This window comes from Legionella sp. PATHC035 (assembly GCF_026191115.1).
Lineage (GTDB): Bacteria > Pseudomonadota > Gammaproteobacteria > Legionellales > Legionellaceae > Legionella.
The window spans coordinates 1,242,200-1,258,861 of sequence record NZ_JAPHOT010000001.1 but is presented as its reverse complement, the minus strand read 5'-3'; the positions used below and the strand labels follow the sequence as shown (position 1 = coordinate 1,258,861).

Here is a 16,662-nt window from a genome sequence, read left to right as displayed (position 1 = left end):
TAAAGCAACGCGATTGATTGCCATGACACATTCCATACGTAGTGAAAAATCTCAATGGTGTAAAAGAGCATCACTAGGATGCTCTTTCTAGGAGACCCATCATACTCAACTCCTTAGGATGACGGCTCTTATGAGGGAATAAATGAGTTTTTAACCCAGGAAAAAATGCAATAATTTATAGGCTAAAATCGTTAGAATAGACGCCGCAGGCAAAGTTAGAACCCATGACATGAAGATGTTGCGAATTACAATCAGATTTAATGCACCGATACCTCGTGCCAGACCAACCCCAAGAACAGCCCCCACTAATGTTTGGGTTGCGGAAACTGGAATTCCTGTGCTTGTGGCAACGACAACGGTTGTTGCCGCAGAAAGAGTGGCTGCAAAAGCACGGCTGGGTGTAAGCGCCGTGATGGCACTACCTACGGTTTCAATTACCTTTCTTCCATACATCAGCAGTCCAGTTACTACACCAACGACACCTAACAATATAATCCAAGCTGGGTAATTATTGGCATTAAAAGATTGATGTGAATCCATAACCAAACTATGGATTATTGAGAGGGGACCGACGGCTAACGCTACATCGTTGGAACCATGTGCGAAAGCCATTGCACATGCAGTCATTGCCATAAGTACAGCAAAATACTTTTCAACTTGGATGAAACGTTCTCTACGTCTTATTCTATGATGTTCGGGGATACGTTTAATAAAGATCATCCCTATAATCGTAATAATGATGCTGGTTGCTAAGGTTACCGCAAGATTTTGTTTGAAATTCAGGTGAATATGGAAATGATTGAGTCCCTTAAATACCGTGATAAATGATAAAATGGAGCCGATAAGAAAAAGGTAAATAGGAATATATAGTTTCGCTTTAGTTAAAGGATTACTTTTGACAAAAATAGTTTGTTGAATGCTGGTAAATAATACGAAAGCGGTGATTCCTGAAATCATGGGAGAAGTAACCCAGCTTATGGCGATGCGACTTACTTGATTCCAATGGATTGCTTGTGGTCCTAAAACTATGGTGCCAAAACCCACCATGGAACCTACCAATGCATTGGTAATCGACACAGGAACTCCAAGATAACTCGCAAGATTCATCCATATAGTGCATGCCAATAAAACCCCCAGCATACCCTCAATTAGGATCAAGGGTTGTCCAGAGAGTTGACTGGAATTTATAATTCCATCACGCATTGTTTCGGTAACGCCTGTCCCTCCTAAAAATGCGCCAGCAAACTCAAAAATTATGGCGATCAGCATCGCCTGTTTCACTGTAACTGCTTTTGAGCCCATGGTCGTGCTCATGACGTTGGCCAAATCATTAGCACCAACACCCCAAGTCATCATAAAACACAAGATGACCGCTATAACAAGATATATAATTGAATAATCCATAGAATTTGACTACCGAGCTATTAGAATTTGAAGACGACTACCCACATGTTGGGCACCATCGGCTAAATCATCAATCCATTGGACCAGTTTATAGAGGAAAATTGCATCAATTGCAGATAATTCTTTTTCGAATTCAAAAATACGATGCCTGATATCTGTTAGACGTTCATCGCTGTCATGTTCAATCTCATAAAGGGTTAGGATCATTTCTTCTACAATCTTAACTTCAGAGCCCCTGAAACCTGTTTCCAACAATTCATCTAATTCATTGATTGCCTTACACGCCTGTTTTGATGCATCCAGGCAACGGCTTAAAAAAGGCATAAAAATTGGAATGAGCGTCTCTGGAATGAGCATTTGCCTACTAATAATCAGTGTGGCAATATCTTCTGCTTTATTCGCAATGAAATCCTGGGCACTAAGTAGCTCGAGAAGATCAGTACGCGAAACAGGGAGGAAGAGCCCAGTCGGTAAGTGGAGACGTAAATCTCGTTTAATTAAGTCAGCTTCTTTTTCGAGAGAAATTATTTTTTCTTTTATTTTATCAGCAGTTATCCAATCTTTTTTTAGGACTGCTTCAAAAAATGGGTAGAGCTGCTTGGCGCATTGGTGTACTTTCCGCATGTGTTGTTCTATTGGCCTTATCGGTGAAGGACCAAACATATTAAATATGCTACCCATGATGTTCGCATCTCTTAAGCAAATTTTGGAGAAGTATACCCCAAACTTTTTCAGGAACAAAACAATTGAATTAGGGTTCAAGTATTTTTTTCCTTGACCAATGGATTTTTCAAGAGAATTGTGAAGAGGGCTTAAAGCTAAAAATATTTTTATTTTATTCCCTTGTTCTTTTATATTGGTCTACAATCAGATATTAGGGTTTACCATAATATATTTTCCCTTACATGAAATTCATGGATGAATATCAGGGACAAGGAGTTCGGGATGAAGCGATTTTGGTTAATCGGTTTATTATTGTTGGCAAATAATGTGTTTTCGCAAACGCTAATCACCAAGGTGATTGAACTGCATTATGTCCCTGTTCAAAAAGTGATTCAATTAGTGCAACCCCTGTTGCAATCCGGAGAAAAAATAAGTGGCTCTGGGCAAACTTTAATTGTGCAAGTTGCTCCTCAGACATTAACCCAAATTAGAGCCGTATTGCATCAAATTGATGTGCCCCCCGTAACATTTAAAATTTCTATTTATCAAGGCGACCCTAATTGGCTTAGTGCACAAAATGAAAATTCTGTGACCTATAGTTCGCAGTCTCCAGCCGAAGTGAAGCGTTCACAATCAGTTAAAGTAATGAGTGGTGAATCTGCCTTTGTCTCCACTGGGGAAGAAGTGCCAATCATCACCTCGGTAGGTGCAGGATTTTTTACGGGAATAGCTTACGAACAACATCAGATAAAAAATGGATTGCTGGTTCAACCGGTGATGCGTGGTTCAAAGGTCGAGTTAAAAGTGCGTCGAGTACGTGAACAACAAAATCCCGCAGGCGGACAGCAATTTGATAATCAAAATATAGATACAACCTTAATGGTCCCATTAAATAAATGGGTTTCTTTAGGAACTCCTGAGGGAACAGAGGATACAGACTCTTCCTCTGTGTCTTATACCGCTGGAAGGCCTTTTTCGCAGCAAGCAACACTTTATGTAAAGGTTACAGTAGAGCATGATTTTTAATTGTCTCTGAATAAAAAATATACAATTGGTATATAATTAATATAAACCTAATCAATAAACTAACCCTTCGGGAGGGCTCATGGCAATTATAAGCTCGTTGGCTAATCATTTGCTGATTGCAATGCCTTCTCTAAATGATCCTAATTTTGAAAGAACAGTGATTTACATATGTGAACATCATGAACAAGGATCTGTAGGTCTAATTGTCAATCGCCCCATGCAATTTCCCCTTGCCATCGTTTTTGAGCAGTTACATATTGAGCCAGTTCGTATGGAGCAAAGCAAAATGCCTTTAATGTTTGGCGGGCCAGTACAACCTGAAAGGGGATTTGTGATTCATAAACAATTTGGTGGGTGGCGATCCAGCTTGTTTTTACAAGATGAGGTGACGGTTACTACATCAAATGATATTATTCGTGCCATCGCAGAAGATAAAGGACCTAAAGATGTTTTAATTACTTTAGGTTATGCTGGATGGGTGGAAAATCAATTGGAAAAAGAAATTCTTGAAAATACTTGGTTGGTTTGTCCTTATCGATCGGAGATTTTGTATGAGGTTCCCTTCGAAGATCGTTGGGAATATGCAGGGTCCACTCTAGGGATTAGAATGAGCCAACTCAGTTCAAATGTCGGCCATGCCTAGTCCTGTTTATATAGGTTTTGATTTCGGTTATAAACGCATTGGTGTTGCAGTAGGGCAACAATTAACATGCAGCGCCTCCCCTTTAGCGACTTTGAGTGCTCGATCCGGTGTGCCTGATTGGGATTTGGTTGCCAAAGTGATTGCTGAGTGGTCCCCGCAAGCATTAATTGTAGGTATTCCTACCTGTATTGATGGCAGTGAATTATACACAACTTCCGCTGCGCGCCGATTTGCCAAGGAATTGCGCAAGCGATTTACTTTACCGGTTCATTTAGTTGATGAACGGTTTTCAACGGTTGCGGCTAGAGAGCAATTGTTTGCACAAGGTGGATATCGTAAAATCAAGCAAACTGAGGTAGATAGTATAGCGGCTTGTGTTATACTGGAGCAATGGCTACAACATCCTGAATAGGGTCTGTCCGCATTCTACTATCATAGCCACATACAACCCAAGTCATCCCTCGCTATGGTCGGGATGACATGAATTCATGGCTCAATCTAGCGAAGCGGGAAGAGACCTCAGAGTCCAAGCGGTTTAGTTAAAAATAAGGTTTTTATGAATCATTTCTTAGAAATTAGTCAATTATCACGTCAACAAATTGAATCCATACTACAACGTGCGGTGTATTTCAAAAATCAGAATCATTATCCATCATATGCACAATATACGGTTGCAAATTTATTTTATGAAAACAGTACGCGAACTCGGGTAAGTTTTGAGTTGGCTGCAAAGCGTTTATCCATGCCAGTAATCAATCTCGACCTCCACAGCTCTTCAGAAACCAAGGGAGAGACCATTGAGGATACCGTTCGCACCCTTGCTGCCATGGGAATCCACTATTTTGTAATTCGCCATCGTCAGAATGGGTTACAGCAAAATTTGGCCCAACAAATTGGGGATTTAGCCCATATAATCAATGCAGGTGATGGTACCCATGCACATCCAAGCCAAGCTTTGCTTGATATGATGACAATACTTGAGCGAAAACCGCGATTGGATCAATTAAAAATAGCAATTCTAGGAAATATTAGGCACTCAAGGGTGGCGAATTCTTTTCAATGTATTTGTGCTCAATTGGGAGTGGGTGAGCTTGTCTTGGTTGCTCCGGAGATTTGGCAACCACAGACCGTGCATTATGGACGAGTCACCCATAGTTTACGCGATGGATTAATTGATGCAGATGTGGTGATTTGTTTGCGAGTGCAACACGAACGTTTAGCAGAGTCCGATCATTTGGATCTCGATACTTATCGACGTGATTTTGCGCTAACCAAAGAAAATCTGACCTATGCTAAACCTGGCGTGATGGTGATGCATCCGGGACCTATAAATCGAGGGATTGAAATAGACAGTGATGTTGCAGACGGGGCACATTCTTTTATACTGAGTCAAGTTGCAAATGGCGTTTTTGTACGCATGGCAATTTTTGATGCATTAAATCATCAAGTGTAATATTAAGCACATCACAGGACAGAATAATTTAAATGGACCATCCGAGGATTTAGCTCAAAATAAGCGTCTTGGAGAAGAGTCAGATTTGAGTACAAATGGGGCTTTTCAATAGGATGTGCATCTGATTCAGAAGGATATACCCATGAGCGATCGCTATCAGCATCTATGCATTTTAGTATTGCTGAGTTTTTACTGTTTGCTTTTCTATTTTATTTTTAAGCATTATCAACGAGTTGATTTCTCTTCTTTTTATCTATCATCTCAGGCATTAATGCAAGGGGAAAATCCTTATAGAAATTTCTTTACTACGTTTTTGCCCGCTATAAAAATATTGCCTGCTAATTTAAATCCACCGTTTGTTTTGTGGGGATTTAGCTTTTTAACGCGATTAAGCTATTCCAACGCATTACTTGTTTGGGTTTGCATTTCGTTCATTTTAGGCATAATTGGAGTAACCATTAGTTTTTATTATGCGTTTTCGCATCGTTTTTTGCAGAAACATTATATCAATGTCTATCTTCTCTATTTCGCATTTTTTCCCACACTAATGAATCTGGTGACTCAGCAATTTGGATGTATTTTATTGTTTTTAATTATGGGGGGGTATTATTTTTATATAAATGATCGTGACTATCGTGCAGGTATATTCTGGGGCATTATCATTGCGATCAAATTATTTCCGGCTTTGTTATTTTTCTATGTTTTAAAACAAGGTCGTAAACGAGTTTTTGCAATCATGTTGGTTACTTTATTAGTGGCTGCATGTCTTCCCCTCCTGGCTCATGGGCCGGTGGTTTATGAGCAATATTTTAGAATGATGCGAGGGGTGTTTTGGTATGGGGATGATTGGAATGCCTCAATTTATGGGTTTATTTTTCGTCTATTTTTTGGGGGAGAGAAACTCCCTGATATGTTTTATTTGAAACTAGTTAATCTGTGCTATGGTGTTTTATTTTTATTTTTGCTTCGATGGTATTGGCGAAAACTAGGTCCAAATCAAAAGGATCCGGTAAATCACCAACCCTTTTGTCTGACCTTAGCGATGATGTTATTTCTGAGCCCTTTTGGATGGATGTATTATTTTCCAGTGTTAATTCTTCCCATGATCCTTATTTGGTTTGTGGCATTAAAAGAGCATGACTTTTCGCCAAAAACCATGTTGATGTGGCTCTTATGTCTCTTTCTCCTCAATTTTCCTATTGATTATGTTAACAGCCAAGTAATGTCTCATGCTTGGGTCCGAATCAGTTTTTTCTCCAGCCATTTTTATGGTTTATTGCTCCTATGCTCTCTATTAAGCAAAAGAAAAAACATCTATGGAAATAATGAGATCCAATCTGGTCAAGCAATGCATTATTCAATATCAACCATGATCATTATTTTCGTCTTGGGAGTGTTCGTTCCCGTAATCTACTACCTGATACGGTTACTCAATTTAACGTTTAATTTGGAATTGACCTAACTGCCATTAAGAAGCCGCTCTCCCATTTGTGGGAGAGGGGTAGGGGTTGGTGAGTTAAAATCAATACCCTCATCCGCCCTGAAGGGCACCTACTCCCCAAGGGGAGAAGGGAGTTTAACGGTAATCCCCTTTATCCGGGAGTGCGTAAAGCATGCCTGAAGGATAATGCTTGTTGTAAATGCTCTAAGCATACCTGGTTGCTTGCATTAATGTCAGCAATAGTTCGTGCAACTTTCAATAAACGATGATACCCCCGGGCAGACAGTTTGAGTTGCAGCATAGACTGTCGTAAAAAATCGTGTTCCTCAGAACCTAATCCACAAATTTTTTCACATGTATTGGCTCCTATATAGGCATTAAGACAACCTTGTCGGTCCAACTGTATGGCTCGTACTTTAATAACTTGTTCTCGGATGAGATCACTTTGTTTATCGGGATTACTATTCGGAGTAACTAACTCCTCCTGAGTGAGTGCCTGGACGGAGATATGCATGTCGATGCGATCCAGTAAAGGTGCTGAAATCTTGGCATGATATCGCTTGATGCGATCAGGGCTGCACAAACAGTTCGCCTGAGGATTGCCCCATTGTCCACATGGGCAGGGATTCATTGCTGCGATGAGCTGAAATTTCGCTGGAAATTCTATTTGTGCTGCCGCTCTTGAAATGCATATTGTTCCTGATTCGAGTGGTTGTCTTAAGGTTTCTAGGACGTGTCGATCAAATTCAGGTAACTCATCCAAAAATAACACCCCATGATGTGCCAGTGATATTTCTCCTGGTTTTGGGGGATTTCCCCCGCCAACTAAGGATACGGGGGAGGCGGTATGATGGGGAGTGCGAAAAGGTGGGGCGCACCATTCACTAAAATCAGGTAATTTACCGCGTATGGAGTTAATTGCGATACATTCCAGGGCCTCTGCTTCAGATAAGGGGGGCAAAAGAGTCCTGAATCGTTTGGCTAGCATGGTTTTTCCGCTTCCAGGAGCCCCATTGAGTAAAATACTGTGTCCGCCATATGCGGCAATTTCCATTGCTTTTTTCGCATGAAACTGCCCTTTAATATCAGACCAATCGTCTGTATAGCGCATCGAGCATGATTCAGGTTTAGGGGGGAGGAAGTGTAATGAAGTTCCTTGACAAAGGTAGCTGCATACTTCACGTAAGTTATTGGCACTGTAGATGTTTTGATATCCGGTCAAGGAGGCCTCATGTGCATTAGCACTGGCGATAATCAGTGAGCTTTTTTCTTTATTTGCTGCTAGGACAGCTGGAATAATAGCGGAAATGCCCCGAAGCTCGCCACTTAAAGCAAGTTCGGCTATAAACTCATGGTCGGTTAATTGGTTTTGAGGAATTTGCTTGGAAGCAGCAAGAATACCAAGAGCGATAGGTAAATCAAAACCACTTCCTGCTTTAGGTAAATCAGCAGGCCCCAAATTGACGGTGATTTTTCGGCAGGGAAATTCAAACTGGCTATTAATAATTGCAGAGCGGACTCGATCCTTGCTTTCTTTCACGGCGGTTTCAGCAAGGCCTACGATTGTAAAACCAGGCAAACCATTCGATAAATGAACTTCTACTGACACAGGTTGTGCCAATATCCCCACAGTACTACGTGTTTTAGTAAACGCAAGATTCATTGCTTATTCCTGTGATGTTGGACTAATTGTTCGACAAAATTAGAGCGTAACCCGCATTTTTCCTTTATTGCTTCGTTATCTCTATCTATTGACTTAAGTAAACTCTGTTCCTCGAATCAGATATGTCTTAGAATCTAAAACAAAGTTTATAGGCTTATAGTCTTGTCGCTGGAACTGATGCAGCAACTACTTTTGTTCTTTATTAAGCTGGGTCATTAAAATATCGACTTGCTTTTGAAGGTGTTCTACTTTTTCTCGGGTTCGTCCCAGAACTTTGGTTTGTACATCAAACTCTTCGCGAGTAATCAGATCCATATGCGCAAAAGCTGCTTGTAACACTTCTTTAAATTTTTGTTGGATGTCTTTTTCAATGTTTTGTAGACTTGGGGGAAGGGCAGCAAAAAGTTTTTTTGCTAAATCGTCAAATTGTTTGGGGTCGAACATAATCACTCCATGTTTGTTTTTGCAAAGAGTCTAACAAAAGTATTATCACAGCGGAATATATTATGAAAATGATTATGGCAATTATTAAGCCTTTTAAACTGGATGATGTCCATGAAGCGTTAATGGAAATAGGAGTGCCAGGAATAACTATTTCTGAAACCAGAGGCTTTGGACGACAAAAAGGTCATACGGAGCTGTACCGAGGTGCTGAATATGTAGTTGATTTCCTTCCTAAGATTAAAATTGAATTGGCCTTACCTGATGATATGGTTGAATTGGCAATTGAAGCGATTTGTAAATCTGCGTATACCGGAAAAATTGGTGATGGCAAAATTTTCGTTTATGAGTTGCAGCAAGTGGTCCGCGTGCGTACGGGAGAAATTAATGCAGATGCTTTAACCTAATCTCCCCCATACCAATAGATGGCACGTTGAGTAATGACTGCATTGAGCTGGATATCCCAGGGTTCAGGTTCGATGGAGTCGACACGTTGAAATTGGTAAGCGACACCAAATAAAGGACAATTTTCTCTACCTTTAAAGGTTCGATCGTAATAACCAGCACCCATACCAAGGCGATTACAACGTACATCAAAAGCAACTAATGGCACTATGGCTAAGTCTAATTCTTCGACAGGAATGGACAAATCAGGATCAACAGCGGGTTCAGCAATCCCGTAACGATTTTTTTGGAAGGGGGTATCCGATGTTGCTGGTAAAAAAGAAAGAGTTAAATTTTCTTCATTAAGAACAGGAAAATAACAGATTTTTCCTTGTGAGAGCGCATTCCTCCAAAGTTCATCCACATCAATTTCACCGTTAATCGCAAAATATAGTGCGATTTGTTTGGCATTTCGATAGTGCTCTAACAAGCGAATGCGATTGCATACTTGACTCGAAGCTGCGGCACGATACGAAACAGATATCTTGGAGCGTATTTGTTTCATTGTATCTCTTAAAGCCTTTTTGACTTGATCGGTCATACAAGTATCGGTGTATTATTCTCTTTAAATTATCGATTCTTTATTGTAAAAATTCAAGGTATTGAAATCCTCTAAAAAATTTGTCACTCTGAAATCTTAGGAAATTGCAAATTTTTTTATAAAAAACTAGGCAAGGAAGAAAAAATAAGGTATATAAGCCGTCCTGGTTTTTTGTGATCCTTTGATATTAGGATCTGTTGACAATTCTAGTGTCGACAGCCCCTAGATTCCATGTACAGTATAACTCATTGAGAGAATGGTATGAGTGATTTATTTGAAGATGATGAAGATGCTGTTGTAGAAGTCGGAGAAGACTTCGTTGATGTTGATAGTGAGTTGGATGTTGAAGCCGAGGTTACCGAAGTTGTTCCTAATGGTTTGGACGCTCGTAGACGATTGGAAAATATGTTGGATGAAAAACGTTTGCGTGATGAGCTGGACGATTTTGGCGATTATTAACCTCCCTTGTCAATAAACACTCGTATCCGATGCAACTGCTTTTTCTTGAATAATAGGTTTAAGTAAGTAATGACACGAACACGAGTACTCCCTGAAGGGGACAGTAATTTTGCGTTTCCAATTGATGATCGCATTTTTTTGGGCGAGGGTCTTTTTGAAACGCTTAAAGTGGAGAGTGCCAGGCCATGTTGTGCTTTTTTGCATTGGCAACGTTTAAATGATTCTGCGCTAAAGCTAGGTATTCCCTTTGATCTTTCTTTTAAGCAATGGCGAGAGCATCTGTTTCATAAAATTAAATGCGATAATTTATATCATGGTGGTATTAAAGCAATTCTAAGTGGCGGCTCGGCACCTAGGGGCTTAGCAGCTCAGGGACAGATAAGCCAGCTTATATTCCAGACTTTTAACTATACCGTGGAAACCCATCCCCTGCGATTGGTTAGCGCGCCGTGGTTAAGAGATGGAAACAATCCTATATATCAAGTTAAATCGGTCAACTATTTAGAGGCTATTTTAGCCCGACGTCAAGCAAATGCTTTAGGTGCTGATGAGGCGTTGTTTTTTAACTTGCAGCATCATGCAACGGAAACCACCTGTGCGAATTTATTTTTGATACAGGATAATTGCCTGCTGACTCCTCCTGTATCCGATGGCGTACTTCCTGGAGTTACCCGCTCAAGGATTTTGCAACTGTCGAAACAACAGGGGTTAATGTGCAGAGAAGTTTCTTTGACAAAATCCATGTTAAAAGAAGCGGATGTTCTTTTTGCGACTAATTCCTTACAGGGGATTCGTCCAATATGCTCCCTGGACGATATTCCATTTTTGGTAGAGCACCCATTACTCAGTCAATTATCTTCTTCTCTGAGTATTTGCGACGAAAGTAATTAAAATGCATGACCTTGATAATACACAACAGCACGATGATTGAGGTTGCTATTAGGATTCCTTTACTTTTATAAAATGCTCCTTGTTTTAATAAAGCCTCCATTCCCGCATATCCAAAATAGGTGTATACAATTTCAGCAGGTATAAGAAACAAAAAAGTAGTAATGAGATAAGGTCGGAATTTTATCGCAGTGATTCCAAGGCCATAATTGACTAGATTAAAAGGAACAATCGGGAATAATCGCAGAATGGCAACAATCATCCACCCTCGTTGTTCTACGGCAGAGATTAGTTTTTTTAGTCTTTTTCCTTTTCTTTGAGAAAACCAGTCATAAACGAGATGCCTGGTGATCAAAAAGGAAAAAGCAGCACCACTTGTTGCGCCTAATAAATTGAGGAGGGTACCAAAAAAGGGTCCAAAAAGAGCCCCTCCTGCTAAAGTGATCACCATCGTGGGTAAGAACATAATCGTGGCAAAACAATATATAATTAAAAATAAAAGCGGTGCAAGCCAGCCTAGATGGTCAACCCAGTTAATAATCTCACTTGAATATTTTTGAAATAAAAAGGCAGTGGTAATTAGGAATACCAAGGCTAAAACAATAAAGATAGTTTTAGCGGGATGAATAATACGAAAATTCATAGGATTTGTTTTGGCGTCGGATAAGTTTTTGTCAGTAAACGCACGGCTGCCCTTAGTAATCAAATTTATCAAGAAGTCTATTACACCTGGTTATGCGTTGCAATCTTGAAAAAAAATGATTGATTGGGTATAACCGAAAGCGAATTTTTTATAAGAGATACTCTAACATGGAACAAGTTACTTGGAAGGAAAAACAAAAGCAGCGAGCCCGTAAGTGGGTTAAAGCACTATTAGTACGCTGGTTTAAAGTAGAGTTGCGTGGTAATTATCAGCCCGAACCCAACTCAGTCATTGTTGCAAATAGAACTTCCACAATTGATTTGCTGTTGCTGGCCGCTTTTTTACCTGAGCAATTGACTGTAGCTTTTCCGCCATACTCATCAAGTAAACTTCGGATGAAGATGGTAAGGCTATTTGCCGATGTAATTACCATCGATTCTACCAATGCTTTTGCTGCAAGGGCATTGATCAAAGCGATACGAGAGGGAAAGCGGTGTGTTATCTTTCCTCAAGGAATAGGCGTGCAGGAAGAGAGCTTGAAGGTTTTTGATGCTCCGGGAATGGTATTACAAAAAGCAGGAGCATCGGTTATCCCGATACGTATTGATGGTGCTCAGCACAGTATTTTCTCTTTAAGCAAAGACAAACACCTTATTCGTTTATTCCCCAAAATTATTTTGCATGTATTGCCGACACAATCCTATATGCAGGATAAAAATAAGCCCCTTGACAGAAATTCAGTGAGCACACATTTATTTCGTTTGATTAGCGAGCTAACTTTTGCAAACAGCTTTCAACCCATGTCCATGTTCGAGGCTCTTATTCAAGGAGCTGCGTTAGGAACAAAGAACAAGGCATTGATTGAAGATGCAAATCGCGCTCCCTTAACTCATAAGCAATTTCTTGCACGTTGTTTTATTTTGGGTCGACAAATTAAAAAACAGACCCAGGTTGGAGAACATGTAGGCGTCATGTTGCCTACAACTATTGCGGGAATGGTTACCTTTTTTGCGTTGCATGCATATCGACGTATCCCTGCCATGTTAAATTTTAGTCTTGGTCTCCACAGTTTGTTGGTTACCTGTAAGGTTGCAGAAGTAAAAACAATCTATACGGCAAGACAATTCATCACCACAGCGAAACTGGAAGATTTGGTCGTGGGATTACAGAACGCAGGAATAAACGTTTTCTTTCTGGAGGATTTTAAATCTTCAATAAATTTAGGTCATAAACTTTCTGGATTACTCAAGGGACGATTTCCTTCCCGAGCTTATCAACTCATTGGTGAGCCGGTATCTCCGGAAGATACGGGCGTGATATTATTTACGTCCGGTTCAGAAGGAGTTCCTAAAGGAGTTGTCTTAACCCATTCGAATTTACAAGCGAATTGCGCCCAGTTAACTTCGCGCGTTGACTTTTCTTTTCGGGATAAATTTTTTAATTCCTTACCTATCTTTCACTGTTTTGGATTAACTACTGGTTCAATTCTCCCTCTAATCAATGGAATTAGTTGCTTTTATTATCCTTCTCCTTTGCATTATAAAATAATTCCGGGTTTGGTTTATCAAACCGGCGCTACGATTATGTTTGGAACTGATACTTTTTTAACAGGCTATGCTCGAGCGGCAGAGCGACATGATTTTAGCAGCGTGCGTTACATTTTTGCTGGCGCCGAAAAAGTGAAGCCTGAAACCATTCGCCATTGGATAGATACTTTTGGTGTAAAAATTTATGAAGGCTATGGTGCTACAGAAGCCGCACCCGTAATTTCCATGAATTGTCCTCTAGCTTCTATACCAGGGAGTGTGGGGATGTTATTACCATTCATGGAGAGTCGAATTGAACCTGTAGATGGCATTGCTGAAGGAGGGCGTTTAATAGTTCGCGGTCCTAATGTAATGACGGGCTATCTCTCTTCCGAAAAACCAGGAGCGCTTATTTCTCCAGCGGATGGATGGCATGATACTGGGGACATCGTCACGATGAATGACGAAGGATTTATTACCATTGCGGGTCGTGCTAAACGGTTTGCTAAGATCGCAGGTGAAATGGTCTCTCTTACTGCAGTAGAGGGCATTGCTTCGTCGATTTGGCCTGAATTACTCCATGCTGCAGTGAGTAAGAAAAGTCCGAGAAAAGGAGAAGCAATTATCTTGTATAGTGAGGCAACGAATGCGGATAAAGCAAGTTTTGTGAAAAGAATACAAGAACTGGCTTATTCTGAATTGCTTATCCCGCAACAGATTGTTTCAGGAAGCAAAATTCCTGTGCTGCCTTCAGGAAAAATTGACTATTTAACCATTGAAAAAGAACTCAGAGAAGAATTAGCTTAGAGCTAGCTGTTGAAACAAAACGGTCATCTAGTAGAAGAAATCCTCTCTCCCGCTTGTGGGAGAGGGGAATGACTTAAATCGGCGAGCTGCTGGTCGATTTTATTTCTTCAAAACATAACTACCTGGCGCATCCATTATTGGTTTTAATGGGAGTTTATTAAAATCAGGTGCAGGTATGAGTTTCCCAGAATGAGGCTTTAACCACGTCAACCATTCCGGCCACCACGAGCCTGGATGTTCTGTTGCTTGTTCCAGCCATTGCTCTGCATGAGCAGGGGCTCGAAGGTTCACTTTATAGCCGTATTTTTTCGCTTCAGGTGCATTGATAATTCCTGCAATATGACCAGAGCCTCCGAGAACAAAGCGTTTAGGGCCATTCATCATTTTAAAGCCCAAGTAGGTTGTTTTCCATGGTGCGATATGATCTTTTTCAGTGGAGAGAAAAAAGGTAGGGATGTCAATGGTGCTGATATCAATTGGGGTATGGTTAAGATGGATCTTACCTGGTTTGACCAAGTCATTGTGCAGATACATCCATCTTAAATATTGAGAATGCATTGTTGCTGGCATATTGGTGCAATCAGAGTTCCAGTACAATATATCAAAAGGCACAGGGTTTTTACCACGCAGATAATTTTTAATAAAAAACGACCAAATCAGGTCATTTGCTCGTAGGGAGTTAAAACTTGAAGCCATGAATTTTCCTGCAAGATATCCTTTTGACTTCATTTCATCCTCAAGTTTGGCGATTTGTTGTTCATCAATAAAAACGGCAATATCACCTGGATCACTGAAATCAATCATGGATGCCAAGAAGGTGGCACTCCGAATCGAGTTATCTTGATGTGCCTTATTGTACGCAAGTAACATGCACAGAAGTGTTCCTCCGATACAAAATCCCATGGTATTAACTTGCGCTACATTCAGTTGTTTTCGAATGATATTAATCGCAGTTGATGGCCCTTCATTTAAATAATCATACAAACTTTTATGAGAGAAATTGGAGTCTGGATTAACCCAAGAGATAATAAACACCGTAATTCCTTGTTTCACTAACCAGCAAATGAGTGAGTTATGCGGGCTTAAATCCATAATATAATATTTGTTTATCCAAGGCGGGATAATAAGAAGAGGAACCGATTTGACTTTGGCTGTTTGCGGCGCATACTGGATAAGCTCCATCATGCTGTTGCGAAAGACTACTTTTCCAGGAGTCACAGCAATATTTTCACCCAGTTTAAACGCATCTGTATCTGTCATTTTTATCATGAGACGCGGGGACTCAACTTCCAAATCAGAGAGTAAATTATGCAAGCCATGTAGTAAATTTTTACCATGGCTTTTCAATGTCTCATCCATAAGCTGAGGATTGGTATGAACAAAATTAGCCGGAGACAATGCATCTAAATACTGCTTGGTAAAAAACTGCAGACGTTTTGCGGTGTTTTTGTCAGGGTATTCCAATTGTTCAAATAAAGAATTCATATGCTGACTGGCTAAAAGATAGTGCTGAGTTAACATATTGAAAAAGGGATTATTGAGCCACTCCTCCTCGCGAAATCGAGGATCAGGAATAGGCATGGGAGTTCCATTCAACCAGTGTTGCATTTGAGATTGTGTTAAATTAATAGCATCTTGCCAGTATGCGAGTTGCATTTCCCAGATTTTTTCTGGATTCTGCAACAGAATAGTCATCACATTTTGAAAATGTTCCGTGAGATCAATATATTGATTGATAATTAATGAAAGTTGTAATGGCGTTTCCTTTATATCGGAAATAATTTGCAGGCTTTTTTCAGCGATAGCTTGTAATAACTCACCAAGTTCTTTGTCATGGGTCATCCTAACTCCTGTTAGACAAATTAACAGGAGTATATTTTGGTTTTTTTATTGGTATTTAGCAAGTTATTAGTTTGTTCATTGCATTGACTTTGGTTTTAATCAAGGAATTTACCATGCTCTAATTGATCCATTATGCCAGAAAGAACCACTTTTCTTTTTTTTATTGACCAGCTCATAGAGTTCTTGTGCTGTTTGGGATGGGTGCTTGGGTGCGTTGTTGGTACCCATATCCGTTTTGACCCATCCCGGGTCAAAACTTGAGACCGTAATTTCAGGTAACCTTTCTGCTAAAAGTAAGGTATACATGTTGAGACATGATTTGGACATTTTATAATGGGGTACCGAAGCGGAGTCATTGGAACTAAAAGCACCCCATCCTGAAGAAATATTAATGATTTGAGCGTGAGTATTTAAATGTGGAATGCATTGTTCCGTTAATTCAATGGTGCCAAATACATTGATCGCAAAGGTTTCCTTTAACTGGCGCATGTTAATTTTTTTTTCGCGCCAATCTTCCTGTAAAACGGCAGCGTTGTTAATTAAGACATCAATTTCTGGTAATTGTTTTGCGAAGTGATTAATTTGTTCGGAATCCAATAAATTCAGCGGATAGATTGTTAGATTCTTGTGTGTTAGGGGAGTATGTCCATTCGTTGATGTGCCAATAACGTGCCAACCCTGTGCTAAGAAGATTTTAGCTGTTTCCAGCCCTATTCCTCGACTAATCCCTGTAATTACAAGAGTACTCACCGTATTTCTCCATATTATAGCCTGGATA

At 40.1% G+C, this 16,662-nt stretch carries 17 protein-coding genes; 9 read left to right on the top strand and 8 right to left on the bottom strand.

Features of this window, described 5'->3' with window-relative positions:
• Nucleotides 1-150 precede the first annotated feature (150 nt).
• Nucleotides 151-1,404: an inorganic phosphate transporter gene (locus OQJ13_RS05650; RefSeq protein ID WP_265709787.1), complete on the bottom strand. Its 1,254-nt coding sequence runs from the start codon at nucleotides 1,402-1,404 to the stop codon at nucleotides 151-153.
• A gap of 9 nt (nucleotides 1,405-1,413) precedes the next feature.
• Nucleotides 1,414-2,085 carry a TIGR00153 family protein gene (locus OQJ13_RS05645; protein ID WP_265709786.1) on the bottom strand — a complete coding sequence of 224 codons (672 nt, stop codon included), beginning with the start codon at nucleotides 2,083-2,085 and terminating at the stop codon, nucleotides 1,414-1,416.
• Nucleotides 2,086-2,349: 264 nt separating this feature from the next.
• On the opposite strand from OQJ13_RS05645, the gene OQJ13_RS05640 reads away from it, so the two are divergent.
• The 5 genes from OQJ13_RS05640 (at nucleotide 2,350) to OQJ13_RS05620 (ending at nucleotide 6,651) form a co-directional block, all read left to right on the top strand.
• Nucleotides 2,350-3,093, top strand: a complete 744-nt coding sequence (locus OQJ13_RS05640; RefSeq protein ID WP_265709785.1) for a type II/III secretion system protein — start codon at nucleotides 2,350-2,352, stop codon at nucleotides 3,091-3,093.
• Nucleotides 3,094-3,172: 79 nt separating this feature from the next.
• Entirely contained in the window at nucleotides 3,173-3,736 is a 564-nt protein-coding gene (locus OQJ13_RS05635; RefSeq protein WP_028380972.1) for a YqgE/AlgH family protein, read from the top strand.
• Nucleotides 3,729-4,148 carry a Holliday junction resolvase RuvX gene (gene ruvX, locus OQJ13_RS05630; RefSeq protein WP_265709783.1) on the top strand — a complete coding sequence of 140 codons (420 nt, stop codon included), beginning with the start codon at nucleotides 3,729-3,731 and terminating at the stop codon, nucleotides 4,146-4,148. The genes OQJ13_RS05635 and ruvX overlap by 8 nt, the downstream gene beginning before the upstream one ends.
• A 144-nt stretch (nucleotides 4,149-4,292) precedes the next feature.
• Nucleotides 4,293-5,189, top strand: coding sequence for an aspartate carbamoyltransferase catalytic subunit (locus OQJ13_RS05625; protein WP_265709782.1), 897 nt, complete (start codon nucleotides 4,293-4,295; stop codon nucleotides 5,187-5,189).
• 142 nt (nucleotides 5,190-5,331) lie between these two features.
• Nucleotides 5,332-6,651, top strand: coding sequence for a glycosyltransferase family 87 protein (locus tag OQJ13_RS05620; RefSeq protein WP_265709781.1), 1,320 nt, complete (start codon nucleotides 5,332-5,334; stop codon nucleotides 6,649-6,651).
• Nucleotides 6,652-6,781: 130 nt separating this feature from the next.
• On the opposite strand, the gene OQJ13_RS05615 is transcribed toward OQJ13_RS05620, so the two are convergent.
• Entirely contained in the window at nucleotides 6,782-8,293 is a 1,512-nt protein-coding gene (locus OQJ13_RS05615) for a YifB family Mg chelatase-like AAA ATPase (RefSeq protein WP_265709780.1), read from the bottom strand.
• Between the two features lie 186 nt (nucleotides 8,294-8,479).
• Nucleotides 8,480-8,737: a ubiquinone biosynthesis accessory factor UbiK gene (gene ubiK, locus OQJ13_RS05610; protein WP_265709779.1), complete on the bottom strand. Its 258-nt coding sequence runs from the start codon at nucleotides 8,735-8,737 to the stop codon at nucleotides 8,480-8,482.
• A gap of 62 nt (nucleotides 8,738-8,799) precedes the next feature.
• Here ubiK and OQJ13_RS05605 point away from each other — a divergent pair, with 62 nt between their 5' ends.
• Entirely contained in the window at nucleotides 8,800-9,141 is a 342-nt protein-coding gene (locus OQJ13_RS05605) for a P-II family nitrogen regulator (RefSeq protein WP_265709778.1), read from the top strand.
• Here OQJ13_RS05605 and OQJ13_RS05600 read toward each other — a convergent pair.
• Entirely contained in the window at nucleotides 9,138-9,719 is a 582-nt protein-coding gene (locus OQJ13_RS05600; protein WP_265709776.1) for a 5-formyltetrahydrofolate cyclo-ligase, read from the bottom strand. The two genes, OQJ13_RS05605 and OQJ13_RS05600, sit on opposite strands and share 4 nt — an antisense overlap.
• Before the next feature lie 261 nt (nucleotides 9,720-9,980).
• Between OQJ13_RS05600 and OQJ13_RS05595 the strand changes: the two genes are divergently transcribed.
• A complete protein-coding gene (locus tag OQJ13_RS05595) occupies nucleotides 9,981-10,178 on the top strand; it encodes a PA3496 family putative envelope integrity protein (protein ID WP_028380980.1) in 198 nt (65 codons plus the stop codon).
• 69 nt (nucleotides 10,179-10,247) lie between these two features.
• Nucleotides 10,248-11,069 (top strand): aminotransferase class IV, encoded by an 822-nt coding sequence (locus tag OQJ13_RS05590; protein ID WP_265709774.1) that lies wholly within the window; start codon nucleotides 10,248-10,250, stop codon nucleotides 11,067-11,069.
• Here OQJ13_RS05590 and OQJ13_RS05585 read toward each other — a convergent pair.
• Nucleotides 11,023-11,709, bottom strand: coding sequence for a TVP38/TMEM64 family protein (locus tag OQJ13_RS05585; protein ID WP_322783755.1), 687 nt, complete (start codon nucleotides 11,707-11,709; stop codon nucleotides 11,023-11,025). The two genes, OQJ13_RS05590 and OQJ13_RS05585, sit on opposite strands and share 47 nt — an antisense overlap.
• A gap of 167 nt (nucleotides 11,710-11,876) precedes the next feature.
• Here OQJ13_RS05585 and OQJ13_RS05580 point away from each other — a divergent pair, with 167 nt between their 5' ends.
• On the top strand, nucleotides 11,877-14,042 hold the full coding sequence (locus OQJ13_RS05580; RefSeq protein WP_265709770.1) for an AMP-binding protein: 2,166 nt from the start codon (nucleotides 11,877-11,879) through the stop codon (nucleotides 14,040-14,042).
• Nucleotides 14,043-14,141: 99 nt separating this feature from the next.
• Here the strand turns inward: OQJ13_RS05580 and OQJ13_RS05575 are convergent, their stop codons facing one another.
• Together OQJ13_RS05575 and OQJ13_RS05570 are read right to left on the bottom strand one after the other, a co-directional pair.
• Nucleotides 14,142-15,884, bottom strand: a complete 1,743-nt coding sequence (locus OQJ13_RS05575) for a PHA/PHB synthase family protein (protein ID WP_265709768.1) — start codon at nucleotides 15,882-15,884, stop codon at nucleotides 14,142-14,144.
• 108 nt (nucleotides 15,885-15,992) lie between these two features.
• Nucleotides 15,993-16,634: an SDR family NAD(P)-dependent oxidoreductase gene (locus OQJ13_RS05570; RefSeq protein ID WP_265709766.1), complete on the bottom strand. Its 642-nt coding sequence runs from the start codon at nucleotides 16,632-16,634 to the stop codon at nucleotides 15,993-15,995.
• Nucleotides 16,635-16,662: the final 28 nt, after the last annotated feature.

Excerpts from the sequence above, each read along its gene's own strand:
- OQJ13_RS05645 (WP_265709786.1), bottom strand. The coding sequence starts at position 2,085 with ATGGGTAGCATATTTAATATGTTTGGTCCTTCACCGATAAGGCCAATA.
- OQJ13_RS05600 (WP_265709776.1), bottom strand. The coding sequence starts at position 9,719 with ATGACCGATCAAGTCAAAAAGGCTTTAAGAGATACAATGAAACAAATA.
- OQJ13_RS05585 (WP_322783755.1), bottom strand. The coding sequence starts at position 11,709 with ATGAATTTTCGTATTATTCATCCCGCTAAAACTATCTTTATTGTTTTA.
- OQJ13_RS05640 (WP_265709785.1), top strand. The coding sequence starts at position 2,350 with ATGAAGCGATTTTGGTTAATCGGTTTATTATTGTTGGCAAATAATGTG.
- OQJ13_RS05575 (WP_265709768.1), bottom strand. The coding sequence starts at position 15,884 with ATGACCCATGACAAAGAACTTGGTGAGTTATTACAAGCTATCGCTGAA.
- OQJ13_RS05625 (WP_265709782.1), top strand. The coding sequence starts at position 4,293 with ATGAATCATTTCTTAGAAATTAGTCAATTATCACGTCAACAAATTGAA.
- OQJ13_RS05650 (WP_265709787.1), bottom strand. The coding sequence starts at position 1,404 with ATGGATTATTCAATTATATATCTTGTTATAGCGGTCATCTTGTGTTTT.
- OQJ13_RS05620 (WP_265709781.1), top strand. The coding sequence starts at position 5,332 with ATGAGCGATCGCTATCAGCATCTATGCATTTTAGTATTGCTGAGTTTT.
- OQJ13_RS05595 (WP_028380980.1), top strand. The coding sequence starts at position 9,981 with ATGAGTGATTTATTTGAAGATGATGAAGATGCTGTTGTAGAAGTCGGA.
- OQJ13_RS05615 (WP_265709780.1), bottom strand. The coding sequence starts at position 8,293 with ATGAATCTTGCGTTTACTAAAACACGTAGTACTGTGGGGATATTGGCA.
- OQJ13_RS05590 (WP_265709774.1), top strand. The coding sequence starts at position 10,248 with ATGACACGAACACGAGTACTCCCTGAAGGGGACAGTAATTTTGCGTTT.
- ruvX (WP_265709783.1), top strand. The coding sequence starts at position 3,729 with ATGCCTAGTCCTGTTTATATAGGTTTTGATTTCGGTTATAAACGCATT.
- ubiK (WP_265709779.1), bottom strand. The coding sequence starts at position 8,737 with ATGTTCGACCCCAAACAATTTGACGATTTAGCAAAAAAACTTTTTGCT.
- OQJ13_RS05580 (WP_265709770.1), top strand. The coding sequence starts at position 11,877 with ATGGAACAAGTTACTTGGAAGGAAAAACAAAAGCAGCGAGCCCGTAAG.
- OQJ13_RS05605 (WP_265709778.1), top strand. The coding sequence starts at position 8,800 with ATGAAAATGATTATGGCAATTATTAAGCCTTTTAAACTGGATGATGTC.
- OQJ13_RS05635 (WP_028380972.1), top strand. The coding sequence starts at position 3,173 with ATGGCAATTATAAGCTCGTTGGCTAATCATTTGCTGATTGCAATGCCT.